We start from the raw sequence: 14,833 nt of genomic DNA, 5'->3' as shown, positions 1-14,833 counted from the left end.
GCATGATCCGACAAGGCATCCGATCAGGGGGGGCTTCCCCGGCCCGCGACTTGGCGTAGAGAGAACCCTGCGCCCCTGTCCGGAGAAACCGCATGGCCCTGGTCAAGACATCCGAGATGCGAGGCCCCGTCCAGACGCGCGGCCCGGTGGCACAACCTCCGGCCATGCCGGCGCCCGGCCCCGCCCGCCTGCAGGAGCGCGCCCGGCTGCGCCGCCAGAAGGCGGCCGAGCGCGTCGGCACCGCCACCGAGGAGCTGGCCGCCGGCTTCACCCAGTCCGCCAGCGCCGCCGAGGAGCTGCATGGCGCCCTGGCGCAGATCGCGGCGGCGGCCGAGCAGGCCTCCGGTGCCGCGCAGGAATCGCAGGGTGCCATCCTCGGCCTTTCCGCCACCTTCCGGCAGGCCCGCGCCCGTGCCGATCAGACCAAGCGCGGCACGGAGGGCCTGCAGGCCCTGCTGGCCGAGGTGGCGGCGCAGGTGGAGGCCGCCATCGCCCGGGTGCAGGACAGCACCGCCCAGCAGATGCGCACCGTCGAGGCCGCCGCCGGGCTGGAGCGGCAGGCGGGCGGCATCGGCGAGCTGACCCGGGCGGTGGGCGAGATTGCCGAGCAGACCAGCCTGCTGGCCCTGAACGCCGCCATCGAGGCGGCGCGGGCCGAGGAGCAGGGCCGCGGCTTCGCCGTGCTGGCCGAGGAGGTGCGCGCCCAGGCGGAGGAGACCGAGGGCAGCGCCGCCGAGGTGGTGGAGCTGGCCGTGGCGATCGGCGAGGGCGTGCGGGCGATGGGTGCGCGCATCCGCGCCGCCGCCGGCCGCGCCGCCGAGGAGGCCGGGCATGGCGAGCAGGTGGTGGCCACGCTGGTCGGCCTGCGCGGCACCCTGGCGGCGTTGGCGGAAGGGGCCGAGACCATCCTGGCCAGCGCCGCCGACGCCGATCTCGGCGCCGGCGAGGCCCGGCGCGGCGCCGAGCAGGTGGCCGCTGCCGCCGAGGAGCAGGCCGCCGCCGCGGCGCAGGCGCAGGAGGCCGTGCAGCAGCAGGGCACGGCGCTGGACGAGAGCCAGCGGACCGCCCAGGCCCTCGCCGCCATGGCCACCACCCTGCAGGAGGGAGCGGCCGGCGGCGCCGCCGCGCTGGCCGCCGCCGCCGAGGAGCTGTCCGCCACCGTGCAGGAGCTGGCCGGCTCGGCCGGGCAGATCAGCGTGGCGCTGGAGCAGATCCGGCGCGGCGCCGAGATGCAGGCCGAGGCCACCGGCCAGACCAGCGACACCATGAACCGGATCGAGCAGGCCGCCACCGCCACCCGTGCCGCCGCCGCCGCCGCCGCCGCGCGCCTGCTGGAGGCCGCGCCGCGCCTGGCCGGGGCGCTGGAGCGGCTGGAGGGCCTCAGCCAGGGCATCGCCGCCGGCGCGGCCGAGGCGCAGGCGGTGATGCTGCTGTCCGACACGGTGGCCGGCCAAGCCCGGCAGGCGGAGAAGATCGTCAACGGCATGGCGCTGGTGGCGGCGCAGACCGGCATGCTGGCGGTGTGCGGCGCGGTGGAGGCGGCGCGGGCCGGCGAGGCCGGGCGCGGCTTCGCCGTGGTGGCGGGCGACATCCGCGGCCTCTCGCGCGAGGCCGCCGCGCATGCCGGGCGGATGCAGGACATGGTGCGCGAGGTGCAGATGCAGACCGCCGTGGCGCGGCGCGACCTGGAGCAGATCGTGCTCGCCGGCCAGGGCGAGGCGCGGCGCAACCACCTCCTGCTCGCCCGGCTGGGCGAGGCGCGCGACGCGATCGAGGCGCTGCGCGGCGGGGCGGAGGAGACGGCCTCCGGCGCCGAGGCGGCGATGCAGGCGGCGCGGGAGGTGCTGGACGGCTGCCGGCAGATCGCCGCCGCGGCGGCGCAGATCGGCGGCTCCACCGCCCAGGCGGCGGCCGCGGCGCGCGAGCAGGCCCAGGGCACCGAGGCGCTGGCCGCCGCCATCGAGGAGATCGCCGGGCTGGCCGAGGAACTCCAGGGCACGGAAGGCTAGCGCATGTCCGCGCAGGATGCGCGCGTGCTGGCCTGCCGCGCCGGGGGGGAGCGCCTGACCCTGCCGGCGGTGGCGCTGGAGGGCGTCCAGCCCTGCGTCCCGCTGACGCGCGTGCCGCGCGCGCCGGACTGGCTGCTGGGAATGGCCAGCCTGCGCGGGGCGCCGGTGCCGGTGGTCTCCCTGGCGCGGCTGCTGGGGCGGGAGGAGGCCCCGCCGGGGCGGGCCGCGCGGCTGGTGCTGCTGCGCGGCGGCACGCCGCTGGCGCTTTCGGTGGAGGCGGTGCTGGGGCTGGCGGATGGCGAGGCGCCGCTGGACCTGGCGGCGCTGCTGGCCCGCGCCGTCATGCCGCGGGCGCAGCAGGAGCCGGTCCTCGCCACTCCAGCGATGCCCGTGACTCCGGCGATGCCCGTGCGGGCGGTGGCGGAGGACGCCACCCTCGCCCTGCTCGGCTGCCGCGCGGGGGGCCAGGATTTCGCCGTGCCGCTGGAGGCGGTGGAGACGGTGCTGCGCCTGCCGCCGGGTTTCGCCCCGCTGCCGGGCCTGGGCGCGGCGGCGCTCGGCGTGGTGCCTTATCGCGGACAGGCGCTGCCGCTGCTGGCGCTGGACGCCCTGCTGGGCCGCGGCGTGGCGGCGCCGGGCCCGGGTGCCCGAATCCTGGTGCTGCGCCAGGGCATGGCCCGCGCCGGGCTGGTGGTGGAGGCGGTGCGCGGCATCCTCGCGGTGCCGGAGCCGGCGGTGGAGCCGGTGCCGCCGCTCCTGCTGCGCGGCCTCCGGCGGAACGGGGAAGGGCAGGGCGGGGAAGGACAGGACGGGGAAGGGCGGGGGCGGATCGCCGCCATCGCCCGGCTGGAGGAAGGGCGGCGCCTGCTGCCCATCCTCGCGCCCGCCTCCCTGCTCGAAGGCGCCGCCCCCGCGCCTGCCCCGGAGACGGGCCAGGAGGCGGCCCCCGCGGCCCTGGAGGAGGGCGGGCGCGTGCTGCTGCTGCGCCTGGAGGAGCAGGATTACGCCCTGCCCCTGGCGGCGGTGGCGGAGCTGGCTCCCGCGCCTGCCGCGCTGCCGCGCCTGCCCCAGGCGCCGGAGGGCCTCGCCGGGGTGATGACGCTCCGTGGCGAGCCGCTGCCGGTGCTGGACCTGCGGCGGCTGCTCGGCCTGCCGGCGGCGGCGCGGGTGGGGCGGGTGGTGGTGGTGGCATGGCTCGAGGGGCTGCGCGTCGCGCTGATGGTGGATGCGGTGACGGGCCTGCGCCGCCTGCCCGGCGGGGCCCGGACCCCGGTGCCGGTGCCGGTGCCGCACGCCGCCGCCGGCGCCGCGCCGCTGGTGGAAGGCGCCGCCGGCCTGCCGGGCGGCGCGGGCATGGCGCTGCTGCTCTCGCCGGTGGGGCTGCTGGGGGAGGCGGGTTCGGCCCTGCGCGCCACCCTGGCCGCGGCGGGCGCGGCCCGGGCGGCGCAGCTGGCCGCCGCGCGGGCGGCGGTGGAGGGCGCGTCGTGATCCGCCTGCTGGTGGTCGATGATTCGCCGCTGATGCGCCGCCTGCTCGCCAGCCTGTTCGAGGCGGAGGGCGATTTCCTGATGGCGCAGGCGCGCGACGGGGTGGAGGCGCTGGCCCTGCTGCACGATTTCAGCCCCGACGTGGTGACGCTGGACGTGCAGATGCCGCAGCTGGACGGGCTGGCCTGCCTGGAGCGGATCATGCTGGAGCGGCCCTGCCCGGTGGTGATGCTCTCCGCCCTCACCGCCTCCGGCGCCGAGGCGACGCTGGAGGCGCTGCGGCAGGGCGCGGTGGATGTGGTGCCGAAGCCGGGCGGCGCCGTCTCGCTGGCGATGGAGACGCTGGGGCCGGAGCTGGTGCGCAAGGTGCGCGCGGCCGCCCGGGCGCGGCCGAGCGGCGCGCACCGCCTGGCCGAGCGGGTGCGGCTGCGCGCCCAGGCCGCCCTGCGCGGCGAGCCGGCCCCGCGCGGCGCCCCCCTCCGCCCGCGGCACCTGCCGCCGCCGCCACGGCCCCAGCCCTCGCCCTTGCCGCCGACGCCCGAGGCCTCCGCCCTGCCGGAGGGGGTGGTGCTGGTCGGCGCCTCCACCGGCGGGCCGCCGGCGCTGGAGATGCTGCTGGCGCAGCTGCCGGCGGGCTTCCCCTGGCCGCTGGTCATCGCGCAGCACATGCCGGCCGCCTTCACCCAGGCCCTGGCGCAGCGGCTGGACACGCAATGCGCGCTTTCCGTGGTGGAGGTGGCGCAGCCCATGCCGCTGCGGCCGGGCCACGCCTATGTGGCACGCGGCGATGCCGACATCCTGCTCTCCCGCAGGCCGGGCGGCCTGGTGGCGCTGCCGGTCCCGTCCGCGCCGGCGCATCGCTGGCACCCGAGCGTGGACCGGCTGGTGGACAGCGCGCTGCAGCACATGCCGGCCCCCCGCCTGGCCGGCGTGCTGCTCACCGGCATGGGCAATGACGGCGCCGCCGCCATGGCGCGCCTGCACGCCGCCGGCGGCCGCACCCTGGCCGAGGCGGAGGAGAGCGCGGTGATCTGGGGCATGCCGGGGGCGCTGGTGCGCGGCGGCGGCGCCACCCAGGTGGCGCCGGTGGAGGCCATGGCCGCCTGGCTGCGGCACTGGGTGGAGGCATGAGCGTGCCCGCCTCGCCCCATACCGCTCCCGCCCCGCTGAGCCGGCAGGAGCTGATGCAACTCTGCGACTTCCTCTACCGCCACACCGGCCTCGCCTATGGCGAGCCGAAGCGCTACTATATCGAGCGCCGCGTGGCCGAGCGGGTGCTGCACAGCGGCGCGGCGGGCTTCGCCGCCTACATGGCGCGGCTGCGCAACAGCCCGGCGGAGGTGGAGGCGCTGGTCAACAGCCTCACCGTCAACGAGACCTACTTCTACCGCGAGGACTACCAGCTCCGCTGCCTGAGTGGCGGGATGCTGCCCGAGATCGCCGCGCGGCGCAGCCCCGGCGACCGCATCCGCCTGTGGTCGATGCCCTGCGCCACGGGGGAGGAGGCCTATTCCCTGGCGCTCTGGCTGCTGGAGAACTGGCCGGTGGTGGATGCCTACCATGTCGAGATCGTCGGCTCCGACATCGACACCCGCGCCCTGGCGGCGGCGGTGGCGGGGGAGTATGGCGCCCGCGCCCTGTCGCGACTGCCGCCCGCGCTGGTGGCGCGCTATTTCGAGCCCCTGCCGGGCGGGCGGCACCGCATCATCCAGGACCTGCGGGAATCGGTGCGCTTCACCGCGGCCAACCTGGTGGAGCCGGCGAGCATGGCGGCGCAGGGCGGCTTCGATGTCATCTTCTGCCGCAACGCCCTGATCTATTTCGACACCGCCTCCCGCCAGCGCGCGATGGAGAACCTGGAGGCGGCGCTGCTGCCGGGCGGCTTCCTCTGCCTGGGCCGCAGCGAGACGATGATGCCGCGGCCGGGCCGGCTCCAGCCGCGCCGCCTCGGCGGGGTTCTGGTGCATCAGCGGCCGGAGGCGGCATGAACGAGTTGCGTGACCAGTTCCTGATCGAGGGGCGGGAGCTGCTGGAGCAGGTGGGGGAGGCGCTGCCGGCCCTGCGGGCGGCGCAGCCCGGGCCGGCGCTGCTGGACCGGCTCTTCCGCGCCGTGCACACGCTGAAGGGCTCGGTCGGCCTGTTCCCGCTGGCGCCGATGGGGCTGGTGCTGCACGCCATGGAGGACCGGCTGGACACGCTGCGCGCCGCCCCCGCCACGCCGGAGGTGGTGCTGGCGCTGCAGGATGCCGCCGCCTGCTGCGAGGCCTGGCTGGAGGAATTCGCCAGCGAGGACGGCCTGCCGGACGGCGCGGCGGCGGAGGCCGCGGCGCTGGCCGCGCGGCTGCGCCCCGGCCCCGGCCCCGCCGGCGGCACCGGCGCGGCGCCCTCGGCGGGGCAGGCCCGGGCGGCCGGGGAAGCGGAGACCGCCTGGCTCGTCCCGCTGGCGGCACGCCACGCCGCCGCCCTCGCGGCGGCGTGGGCGGAGGGGCGGCGGGTGATGGCGCTGCGCTACCGCCCGGATGCCGGCTGCTTCTTCCTGGGCGAGGACCCGCTGGCGCTGCTGCGCCGGCTGCCCGGCCTGCTGGCGCTGGAGCTTTCGCCGCGCCTCCCCTGGCCGGAGCCGGCGCAGCTCGACCCCTATGCCTGCAACCTGGAGATCCTGGCGCTGACGCTGGAGGCGCCGGACGCGCTGCGCCAGGTCTTCCGCTTCGTGGCGGACCAGTGCGTGCTGGCCGAGGTGCCGGCCACGGCGCCCGGCAACGAGACAACCGGCAACGAGACAACCGGCGGCGAGACAACCGGCGGCGAGACGCCGGGCCGCGAGACGCCGGGCGGCAGGATGCCTGATGCCAGGACGCCGGCCCGCCCGCTGCGGGTGGAGCCGGCGCGCATCGAGGCGCTGGCGGCGCGGCTGGGCGCGCTGGCAGTGACGGGCAACGCCCTGGCCCCGCTGGTGGCCCGTGCCGCCGCGCTGGACCCGGCGCTGGGCCGCGACCTGGCCGAGCGGCAGGCGGCCATCGGCCGGCTGGTGGCGGAGCTGGACGGCATGGTGGCCGGGCTGCGCCGCCTGCCGCTCTCGCGCAGCTTCCGCCGCCTGCCCGCCCTGGCGCGGGAGACCGCCGCGCGGCTGGGCAAGGAGGCCACGCTGGAGATGGCGGGCGAGGCGCTGGAGGCCGACCGCGCCATCGTCGAGGGGCTGTACGAGCCGCTGCTGCACCTGCTGCGCAACGCGCTGGACCATGGCATCGAGCCGCCGGCGGAGCGGCAGGCGCGCGGCAAGCCGCCCGCCGGCCGGCTGCGCCTGGCGGCACGCCGCGCGGGCGAGCGGCTGGAGATCTCGCTCAGCGACGATGGCGCCGGGCTGGACCCCGAGCGCCTGCGCGCGGCGGCGCGGGCGCGCGGCGTGGCGGGCGCCGCGGCCATGGACGAGGCCGCGCTGCACGCGCTGCTCTTCACGCCCGGCTTCTCCACCGCCGCCGGGGTCAGCGACATCTCCGGGCGCGGCGTCGGGATGGATGCGGTGCGCGCCGCCATCGCCGCGCTGGGCGGGCATGTGGCGCTGGAAAGCCGCAAGGGGGAGGGCATCACGGTGCGGCTTTCCCTGCCGCAGGCGGCGGCGCTGCGCGCGCTGCTGCTGCTGCGCGCCGGCGGCGAGGAGCTGGCCGTGCCGGTGGAGGCGGTGGCGGAGACGCTGCGCCTGCCGGCCGCGCGCATCCTGCCCCTGGCGGGGCTGCCGGGGGAGGCGGCGGCCTTCGTGCTGCGCGGCCGCACCGTGCCGCTGCTCGACCTCGGGGCGCTGCTCGGCCTGCCGCGCCGGGCGGAGGGGGCTGCGGTGACGCGGGTTCTGGTCACCGCCGGGGCGCAGCCGGTGGGGCTGGCGGTGGAGGCGTTCGGCCGGCGGCTCGACGCGCCGCTGCGCCCGCTGGAAGGGCTGATGGCCGGGATGCCCGGCCTGCTGGGCACCGCGCTGGATGACGAAGGCCGCGTGCGGATGGTGCTGGACCTGCCGGAGCTGACACGATGACCCTGCGCCTGGACGACGACACCCTGCACCTGGAGGGCGATTGCGGCAGCGAGGAGGCCGAGCCGCTGCTGTCCCTGCTGCTGGAGCGGCCATCCCGCGGCATCGCCCTGGGGCGGGCGCGCACGCTGCACACGGCGCTGGTGCAGGTGTTGCTGGCGCTGCGGCCCCGGCTGGTGGAAGCGCCGACCGATCCTTTCCTGCGGCAGTGGATTGCACCGGTTTTAGAGGATGGTTCTTCAAACGGTGCTCCGGAATTGATACAAAGCGCCCCTCCTGCTCGCCACGAGGGCCTGTAGGGGCTTGGCGGAGCCTGCTTTCTCGCCGATGGCAGAAGAGTCCGAAACCATGGCACCCACCCTCCTGATCGTCGACGACAGCAAGCTGGCGCGGATCGTCGCCGCCAAGGCGGTGGCCGCGCTGCAGCCGGAGTGGCGGCGCGTCGAGGCCGGCAGCGCCGCGGAGGCGCTGGCCCGCCTGGCCGAGGGAGGCGTGGATGTGGCGCTGGTGGACTACAACATGCCGGAGCGCAACGGCCTGGCGCTGGCCGCCGAGATGCGCGCCCTCTACCCCGACATGCCGGTCGCCCTGCTCACCGCCAACGTGCAGGACGAGATCATCGCCCAGGCGCGGGCCCTGAAGCTCGCCTTCGTGCCGAAGCCCGCCACCGAGGAAGGGCTGCGCGGCTTCCTCGCCGCCGCGGCGCTGCGGTGGCGGCAGGGTGCGGCGTGAAGAGCGCCCCGCTGTGATCATGCAGATCCTGCTCAGCGAGCTGGAGCGGGACGCGCTGACCGAGATCGTCAACATCGGCGTCAGCCGTGCCGCGGCCAGCCTGCGCCGCCTGATCGGCGCCGAGGTGCTGCTCTCCGTCCCCTCCGCCGAGGTGATCAGCCGGCAGGCGGCGGCGGCGATGATCGCCGACCGGGAGCAGGAGCCGCTGGTGGCGGTGCGGCAGGACTTCGCCGGTCCTTTCTCCGGCCGCGCCCTGCTGATCCTGCCGGCGGCGAACGGCGCCAGCCTGGTGCGCGCCGTGCTGGGCGATTCGGTGGACGATGCGGAAGCCCTGGCCCTGCAGGACGAGACGCTGACCGAGACCGGCAACCTCGTGCTCAACAACTGCCTCGGCACCATGGCCAACATGCTGCGCGAGAGCCTGACCCTGTCGCTGCCCGACCTGGACCATGGCGCCCCCGCCGCCCTCTTCGCCTCCGGCATGAGACCGGAGGAGGAGGTGGCCGGGGTGGTGCTGTTCCTCTATATCAACTTCAGCATCCGCAACCACGATATCCGCGGCTACATTGCCATGCTGATGGACATGCCCTCGCTGGCCATGCTGCAGCAGCTGATCGCCAGCTTCATCAGCAGCGTGATGGACGACACGGCCGGCAGCCCCTGAGGCCGCGGCGGCGCGCATGGAGAACACCGCCCTGCCCTTCACGACCGACCCTGCCACCGGACCCCTGGCCGCTTCCCTCGGGGACCGGATCGGGCCGTGGATGGCTGCCTTCGAGGCGGCGGGGGTGGCGCTGGCGGTGCTGGACGGCGCGAAGCCGGAGCTGCCGCTGCTCGGCTGCACCGCCGCCTTCACCGCCCGGGGCGGCCCCGGCGCGCTGGAGCGGCTGCGGCAGGCGGGGCCGGCGGCGGCGCGCGAGGCCCAGGGCCGCGCCTTCCGGGCCGCCGACACCCCGCCCCTGTTCCTGGCGCCGGGGCCGTCGGAGGGGCTGCTGCTCTGCACCCTGCCGGAAGGCGAGGGGCAGGAGGACCGGCGCCTGCGGGCGCAGCTCGCCCTCTCCGGCAGCGCCGCCTGGGAGTGGGAGATCGCCACCGGGCGGATCGCCGGCGACACGCAGTTCGCCGCCTGGCACGGGCTGCCCCTCGCCGGCGCGGCGCTGGACCCGTCCGGCTTCTTCGCCTGCATCCACCCGCAGGACCGGATGCGCATCCGCCTGGGCGTCGGCGGGCTGCTGCGCGGCGCCGAGCTGTTCTCCAAGGAATACCGCCTGCTGGGGCCGGATGGCACGGTGCGCTGGGTGCAGGCCCGCACCCGCTGCTGGCCGGATGCGCAGGGGCAGCCCGCCCGCCTGATCGGCACGCTGACCGACATCACCGAGCAGAAGCGCACCGAGGAACGGCTGCGCATCGCCCAGAGCGCCGGCGGCATCGGCACCTTCGAGCATGTGCCGGGCTTCGGCACGGCGGCGGTCTCCGGCACCTTCTGCGCGCTGCTCGGCCTGCGGCCGGTGGCGAACCTGCCGGTGCCGCTGGTCAACAGCCTGGTCGCCGAGGGGGATCCCTCGCCCTTCGACCGCGCCCCGCCCGCCGCTCCGGGCCCGGCCGAGACCCGCGCCTTCCGCATCCGCCGCGCCGATGACGGCACGCCGCGCTGGCTGATGCGGCGCGGCGAATACCTGCGCGACGCGGACACCAGCGAGCTGCGCTTCAGCGGCGTGCTCTACGACGTCACCGCCACGCAGGAGGCCGAGGCCCGGCTGCGGACGCTGAACGAAGCGCTGGAAAGCCGGGTGGCGGAGCGCACGCGGGAGCTGGACCGGGTCTGGCGCGTCTCCCGCGACCTGTTCTTCGTGGGCGACGCCGAGGGGCGCTGTGTCAGCGCCAACCCGGCCTGGCAGGCCGCGCTGGGCCTGCCGGCCGCCGGCCTGCCCGGCACCCCGCTGGGGGCGCTGGTGCAGGAGGAGGACCGCGACATGCTGGAGGCGGCTCTGGCACAGCTGCGCCACGGCGGCGCGGATGTGGCGGTGGAGCTGCGCATGCGCCACGCCGATGGCACCAGCCGCGCCTTCAGCTGGGCCTGCATCCCGGACGAGGCGGGCTTCGTCGCCGCCGGGCGCGACGTGACGCGCCGCAACGAGCTGGAGGAGCGGCTGCGCCAGAGCCAGAAGATGGAGGCAGTGGGCCAGCTCACCGGCGGGCTGGCGCACGACTTCAACAACCTGCTGGCCGGCATCGGCGGCAGCCTGGAGCTGATGCAGCTGCGCCTCGCCGGAGGGCAGGTGGCGGCCCTTCCGCGGCATGTGGAGCTGGCGCAGGGCGCCGTGCAGCGCGCCGCCGCCCTGACGCACCGCCTGCTGGCCTTCGCCCGCCGGCAGACGCTGGATGCGCAGCCCACGGCGGTGAACGTGCTGGTCGAGGGCATGCTGGAGCTGGTCCAGCGCAGCATAGGGCCGCATATCCGCATCGAGACACGCTTCGAGCCCGCCCTGTGGCTGACCCTGTGCGACCAGAACCAGCTCGAGAACGCGCTGCTCAACCTCTGCCTCAATGCGCGCGACGCCATGGCGGGGGGCGGGCTGCTGCGCATCACCACGGCCAACACCGCCCTCGGCGTGGCGGCGGCGCAGGCGCTGGATCTGCCGCCGGCCGACTATGTGCGGCTGACCGTCGCCGACACCGGCAGCGGCATGGATGCCGCCACCCTCGCCAAGGTGTTCGAGCCCTTCTTCACCACCAAGCCGCTGGGAGGGGGGACAGGGCTCGGTCTCTCCATGGTGTACGGCTTCGCCCGGCAATCGGGCGGGCAGGTGCGGATCGACTCCGTGCCGGGGGAGGGCACCGCCGTCCACCTCTACCTGCCGCGCCACGGGGAGGCGGCGCCGCAGGCGCCGCCGGCCGCGGCGGCCGGCCTGCCGCCCGCCCGGCCCGGCCGGCGGGGCACCCTGCTGCTGGTGGACGACGAGCCGAGCCTGCGCGCCGTGCTGCGCGAGGCGCTGGACTATGCCGGCTACACCGTGCTGGAGGCAGAGGATGGCGCCGGCGGCCTCGCCCTGCTGCGCTCGGCCGGGCCTGTCGACCTGCTGCTGGCCGATGTCGGCCTGCCGGGCGGGATGAACGGGCGGCAACTGGCCGATGCCGCGCGGCAGGAGCAGCCCGGCCTCAAGGTGCTGCTGATCACCGGCTATGCCGATGCGGCGACGCTGGGCGCCGACCGTGCCGAGGCGCAGATGGAAATCCTCGCCAAGCCCTTCCGGCTGGCCGAGTTCCTGCGGCGCGTGGAGCGGCTGCTGCCCTGAGGGCGCGGGCGGGAAGTCCCGCCCGCGCTTCTCCTTCCTCTCAGCCCTCCGCGGCCAGCGCCCCGGCCACGCGGCGGGCGAAGGCCGCCGGGTCGCGCGGCGCATCGCCATCCTGCACCCGGGCGAGGTCCAGCAGCAGGCCGGCGGCCTCGGCCAGGTCCTCGCCGGCGGCGGCGCGGGCGGCCAGCCGGTGGATCAGCCGGTGGCGCGGGTTGATCTGCAGCACGGCGCGGTCCGGCCCCAGGGCGCGGCCGGCGCGGCGCAGCAGGCGCTGCATCTGCAGGTCCGGCCCGTCCGCCCCGGCGGAGAGCACCACGGCGCTGTCCACCAGCCGGTCGGTGGCCTGCACCTCGGTGACGTCGTCCTTCAGCGCCTCCTGCAGCTTCGGCAGCAGGGCGGAGAGATCGGCCGCCGCCTCCTGCGCCGCATCCAGCGGCAGCTTCGAGAGATCGACCGTCCCCTGGGTGATGCTGCGGATCGGCTTGCCCTCGAAGCTGTCCAGCCGCTCGGGCCAGAAGGCGTCGAGCTGGTCGGCCAGCAGCAGCACCTCCACGCCGCGGGCGCGGAAGCCCTCCAGCTGCGGCGATTTCGCCAGCGCCGCCGCGTCGTCGCCGGCCAGGATGTAGATGGCCTCCTGCTCCGGCTTCATGCGCGCCACGTAGTCGGCCAGCGAGGTCCAGCCCTCCACGGCCGAGGAGCGGAAGCGCAGCAGCGCCGCCACCTCCTGCCGGTGCTCGGCATCCTCCCAGATGCCCTCCTTCAGGATGGGGCCGAAATTCTCCCAGAAGCCCTGGTAGGCCTCGGCATCCTTCGCGCGGGTCTTCAGCTCGGAGAGCACGCGGCTGGTCACCGCCTTGCGGATGCGGGCCAGCGCCGGCGTCGCCTGCAGCATCTCGCGGCTGACGTTGAGCGGCAGGTCCTCGGTGTCCACCACGCCGTGCACGAAGCGCAGCCAGGACGGCAGCAGCGCCGCCTCGTCGGTGATGAACATGCGCCGCACATGCAGCCGCACGCGGCTCTCCCGCTCGCCCTCCACCGCCTGGAACGGCTTCATGCCGGGGATGAAGAGCAGGGCGGTGAACTCCACCGTGCCCTCGGCGCGCCAGTGCAGCGTGGCCCAGGGCTTGTCGAAGCTGTGCGCCACGTGCCGGTAGAACTCGGCGTAGCTTTCCTCCGAGATCTCCGACTTCGGCTTGCGCCACAGCGCCGTGCCCTCGTTGGCCGGCTCGTCCTTGCCGTCCCGCGCCACGGTGATGGGGATGGTGATGTGGTCGGCCCATTTGCGGATGATCGACTGCAGCCGCCAGGGGTCGAGGAACTCCTCGGCATCGGCCTTCATGTGCAGCACGATGTCGGTGCCCGCCGCGTCGCGGCTGGCCGGCGCCAGGGTGTAGTCGCCGCGGCCTTCCGACGCCCAGACCCAGGCCTCCGCCTCGCCGGCGCGGCGGGAGGTGACCTCCACCCGCTCGGCCACCATGAAGGCGGAATAGAAGCCGACGCCGAACTGGCCGATCAGGCTCGGCTTCTCCGCCGCCGGCGCCTCGGCCAGCGACTTCGCGAAGGCCAGCGTGCCGGAGCGGGCGATGGTGCCGAGATGCTGCACCAGCTCGGCCTTGCTCATGCCGATGCCGGGGTCGGAGAGGGTCAGGGTGCGCGCCGCCTTGTCCGGCACGATGCGCAGCCTGGCCTCGCCCTCCAGCATCAGCGCGGGCGTGGTCAGCGCCTCGAAGCGGCGGCGGTCCACCGCGTCGGCGGCGTTGGCGACCAGCTCGCGCAGGAAGATCTCGCGCTCCGAGTAGAGCGCGTGCACGACGAGATCGAGCAGGCGGCCGACCTCGGCGCCGAATTCATGCCGCTCCAGGGCCTCGCTCACGATACTGCTCCTGCAATGGTTGTGTCTCAGGCGGGGCGCGATATGTGCGGCCCGGCCCGATCTTTCAAGCCGTGCCGCCGTCAGGCCCGCTTCATCACCCGGCCGCCCTTCATGATCAGCGACAGGTGGCGGCCCTGCCCGGTCAGCAGCGAGAGGTCGCGCAGCGGGTCGCCATCGACCACGATGAGGTCGGCCAGGGCGCCCGGCGCCACCACGCCGATCCGGCCCTCCATCCGGCACAGCCGCGCGGCGACGGCGGTGGCGGAGGCGATCACCGCCTGCGCCGGCAGCACCCGGCCGCGGATGACGAACTCCTCCGACTGGTGCCGGTGCATCGGGCCGAGCAGATCGGAGCCATAGGCCATGGGCAGCTCGGCCTCATGCATGATGCGCAGCGAATCCATGCCGGCCAGCCGCACATGGTCCACCTTGCCCACCGCCTCGGCGCCGATGCCGAGCGCCTCGCCCTCCTCCGCCAGCTTGTCGTAGGTGACCAGCGTCGGGACGGCGATGGCGCCCTGTTCGGCGGCGAGGCGCGCCGTCTCCGGGCGGATCAGGTTGCAGTGCTCGAGCGAATGGACGCCGCATTCCACGGCGCGGCGGATCGCCTCGTCGGTGTAGAGATGCGCGGAGACATAGGTGCCGGCGTTGCGCGCCTCCTCCACCGCCGCCCCGATCTCCTCGCGCGAGAAGCCGAGGAAGTGGATCGGGTCGGTGGGCGAGGCGACGCCGCCATTCGCCATGATCTTGATGAAGCGCGCGCCCCCCTTGATCTCCTGCCGGGCGGCGCGGCGCAGCTCCGGCACGCCGTCGCACAGCCGGCCCAGCGCGCCGAGGCGCCCCTCGAAGGGGCTCGGCGCGTTGTCGAAGGGGCCGCGGAAGTCGCAATGCCCGCCGCTCTGGCTCAGCGCCTTGCCGGAGATGACGAGGCGCGGGGCGGGGAACAGCCCCTCCTGCTCCGCCACCACCTGGCCGTGGTCGGCGCCGCCCACGTCGCGCACCGTGGTGAAGCCGCGCATCAGCATCTCGCCCATCAGCCGGATGGAGCGCGCCATGACCAGGGAATCCGGCAGCGTGGCGTTGCGCGCCAGGCTCGCCTCGACCGCGACGACATGCACATGCGCGTCGATCAGCCCCGGCATCAGGACCTTGCCGGCGAGGTCGATGACGGCGGCGCCCTCCGGCACGCGGGCGGTGGCGGAGACCTCGCGGATGCTGTCGCCCTCGATCACCACGCTCTGCGGTGCGGTGGGCTCGGGCGCGGTGCCATCGACGATGCGGGCGTTCTTCAGGAAGATGGTGCTCATGGCGTCTTTCACGGATGTCCCTCGGTCAGGCGCGGCGGTGCGGGAGGGGGGAGCCGGCCCTGTGCCCGCCTTCCGGCGCGCGGCAGGCCGCCGGCGCCGATGGCATGG

The 14,833-nt window shown here is 75.7% G+C and carries 11 protein-coding genes; 9 read left to right on the top strand and 2 right to left on the bottom strand.

The genetic code is table 11. From position 1 onward, the window contains the following. Window positions 1-92 precede the first annotated feature (92 nt). The 9 genes from CR165_RS03095 to CR165_RS03055 are packed head-to-tail and all read left to right on the top strand — an operon-like array spanning window position 93 to window position 11,545. Window positions 93-2,009: a methyl-accepting chemotaxis protein gene (locus tag CR165_RS03095; RefSeq protein ID WP_109515510.1), complete on the top strand. Its 1,917-nt coding sequence runs from the start codon at window positions 93-95 to the stop codon at window positions 2,007-2,009. A gap of 3 nt (window positions 2,010-2,012) precedes the next feature. After that, entirely contained in the window at window positions 2,013-3,497 is a 1,485-nt protein-coding gene (locus CR165_RS03090; protein WP_109515509.1) for a chemotaxis protein CheW, read from the top strand. Further along, the gene (gene cheB / locus CR165_RS03085) at window positions 3,494-4,627 is read left to right on the top strand and encodes a chemotaxis-specific protein-glutamate methyltransferase CheB (RefSeq protein ID WP_109515508.1); all 1,134 of its coding nucleotides are present in this window, start codon (window positions 3,494-3,496) and stop codon (window positions 4,625-4,627) included. The genes CR165_RS03090 and cheB overlap by 4 nt, the downstream gene beginning before the upstream one ends. Next, window positions 4,624-5,484 carry a CheR family methyltransferase gene (locus tag CR165_RS03080; protein ID WP_109515507.1) on the top strand — a complete coding sequence of 287 codons (861 nt, stop codon included), beginning with the start codon at window positions 4,624-4,626 and terminating at the stop codon, window positions 5,482-5,484. The genes cheB and CR165_RS03080 overlap by 4 nt, the downstream gene beginning before the upstream one ends. Beyond that, entirely contained in the window at window positions 5,481-7,520 is a 2,040-nt protein-coding gene (locus CR165_RS03075) for a chemotaxis protein CheA (RefSeq protein WP_109515506.1), read from the top strand. Before CR165_RS03080 ends, CR165_RS03075 begins: the two co-directional genes overlap by 4 nt. Then, on the top strand, window positions 7,517-7,816 hold the full coding sequence (locus tag CR165_RS03070) for a hypothetical protein (RefSeq protein WP_181377983.1): 300 nt from the start codon (window positions 7,517-7,519) through the stop codon (window positions 7,814-7,816). The genes CR165_RS03075 and CR165_RS03070 overlap by 4 nt, the downstream gene beginning before the upstream one ends. A 49-nt stretch (window positions 7,817-7,865) precedes the next feature. Continuing rightward, on the top strand, window positions 7,866-8,249 hold the full coding sequence (locus tag CR165_RS03065; RefSeq protein ID WP_109515505.1) for a response regulator transcription factor: 384 nt from the start codon (window positions 7,866-7,868) through the stop codon (window positions 8,247-8,249). Between the two features lie 13 nt (window positions 8,250-8,262). Beyond that, window positions 8,263-8,913: a hypothetical protein gene (locus tag CR165_RS03060; RefSeq protein ID WP_456316309.1), complete on the top strand. Its 651-nt coding sequence runs from the start codon at window positions 8,263-8,265 to the stop codon at window positions 8,911-8,913. A 16-nt stretch (window positions 8,914-8,929) separates the two neighbouring features. Then, window positions 8,930-11,545 carry a hybrid sensor histidine kinase/response regulator gene (locus tag CR165_RS03055; protein WP_109515504.1) on the top strand — a complete coding sequence of 872 codons (2,616 nt, stop codon included), beginning with the start codon at window positions 8,930-8,932 and terminating at the stop codon, window positions 11,543-11,545. 40 nt (window positions 11,546-11,585) lie between these two features. On the opposite strand, the gene htpG is transcribed toward CR165_RS03055, so the two are convergent. Beyond that, window positions 11,586-13,418 (bottom strand): molecular chaperone HtpG, encoded by a 1,833-nt coding sequence (gene htpG, locus CR165_RS03050; protein WP_109515503.1) that lies wholly within the window; start codon window positions 13,416-13,418, stop codon window positions 11,586-11,588. An 80-nt stretch (window positions 13,419-13,498) separates the two neighbouring features. Then, window positions 13,499-14,725 (bottom strand): metal-dependent hydrolase family protein, encoded by a 1,227-nt coding sequence (locus CR165_RS03045; protein ID WP_109515502.1) that lies wholly within the window; start codon window positions 14,723-14,725, stop codon window positions 13,499-13,501. Between the last annotated feature and the right edge of the window lie 108 nt (window positions 14,726-14,833).

The organism is Teichococcus aestuarii (assembly GCF_003116135.1).
GTDB lineage: Bacteria > Pseudomonadota > Alphaproteobacteria > Acetobacterales > Acetobacteraceae > Pseudoroseomonas > Pseudoroseomonas aestuarii.
Note: the sequence above shows the minus strand (reverse complement) of the source record. Positions and strands in the feature narration are given on the sequence as shown.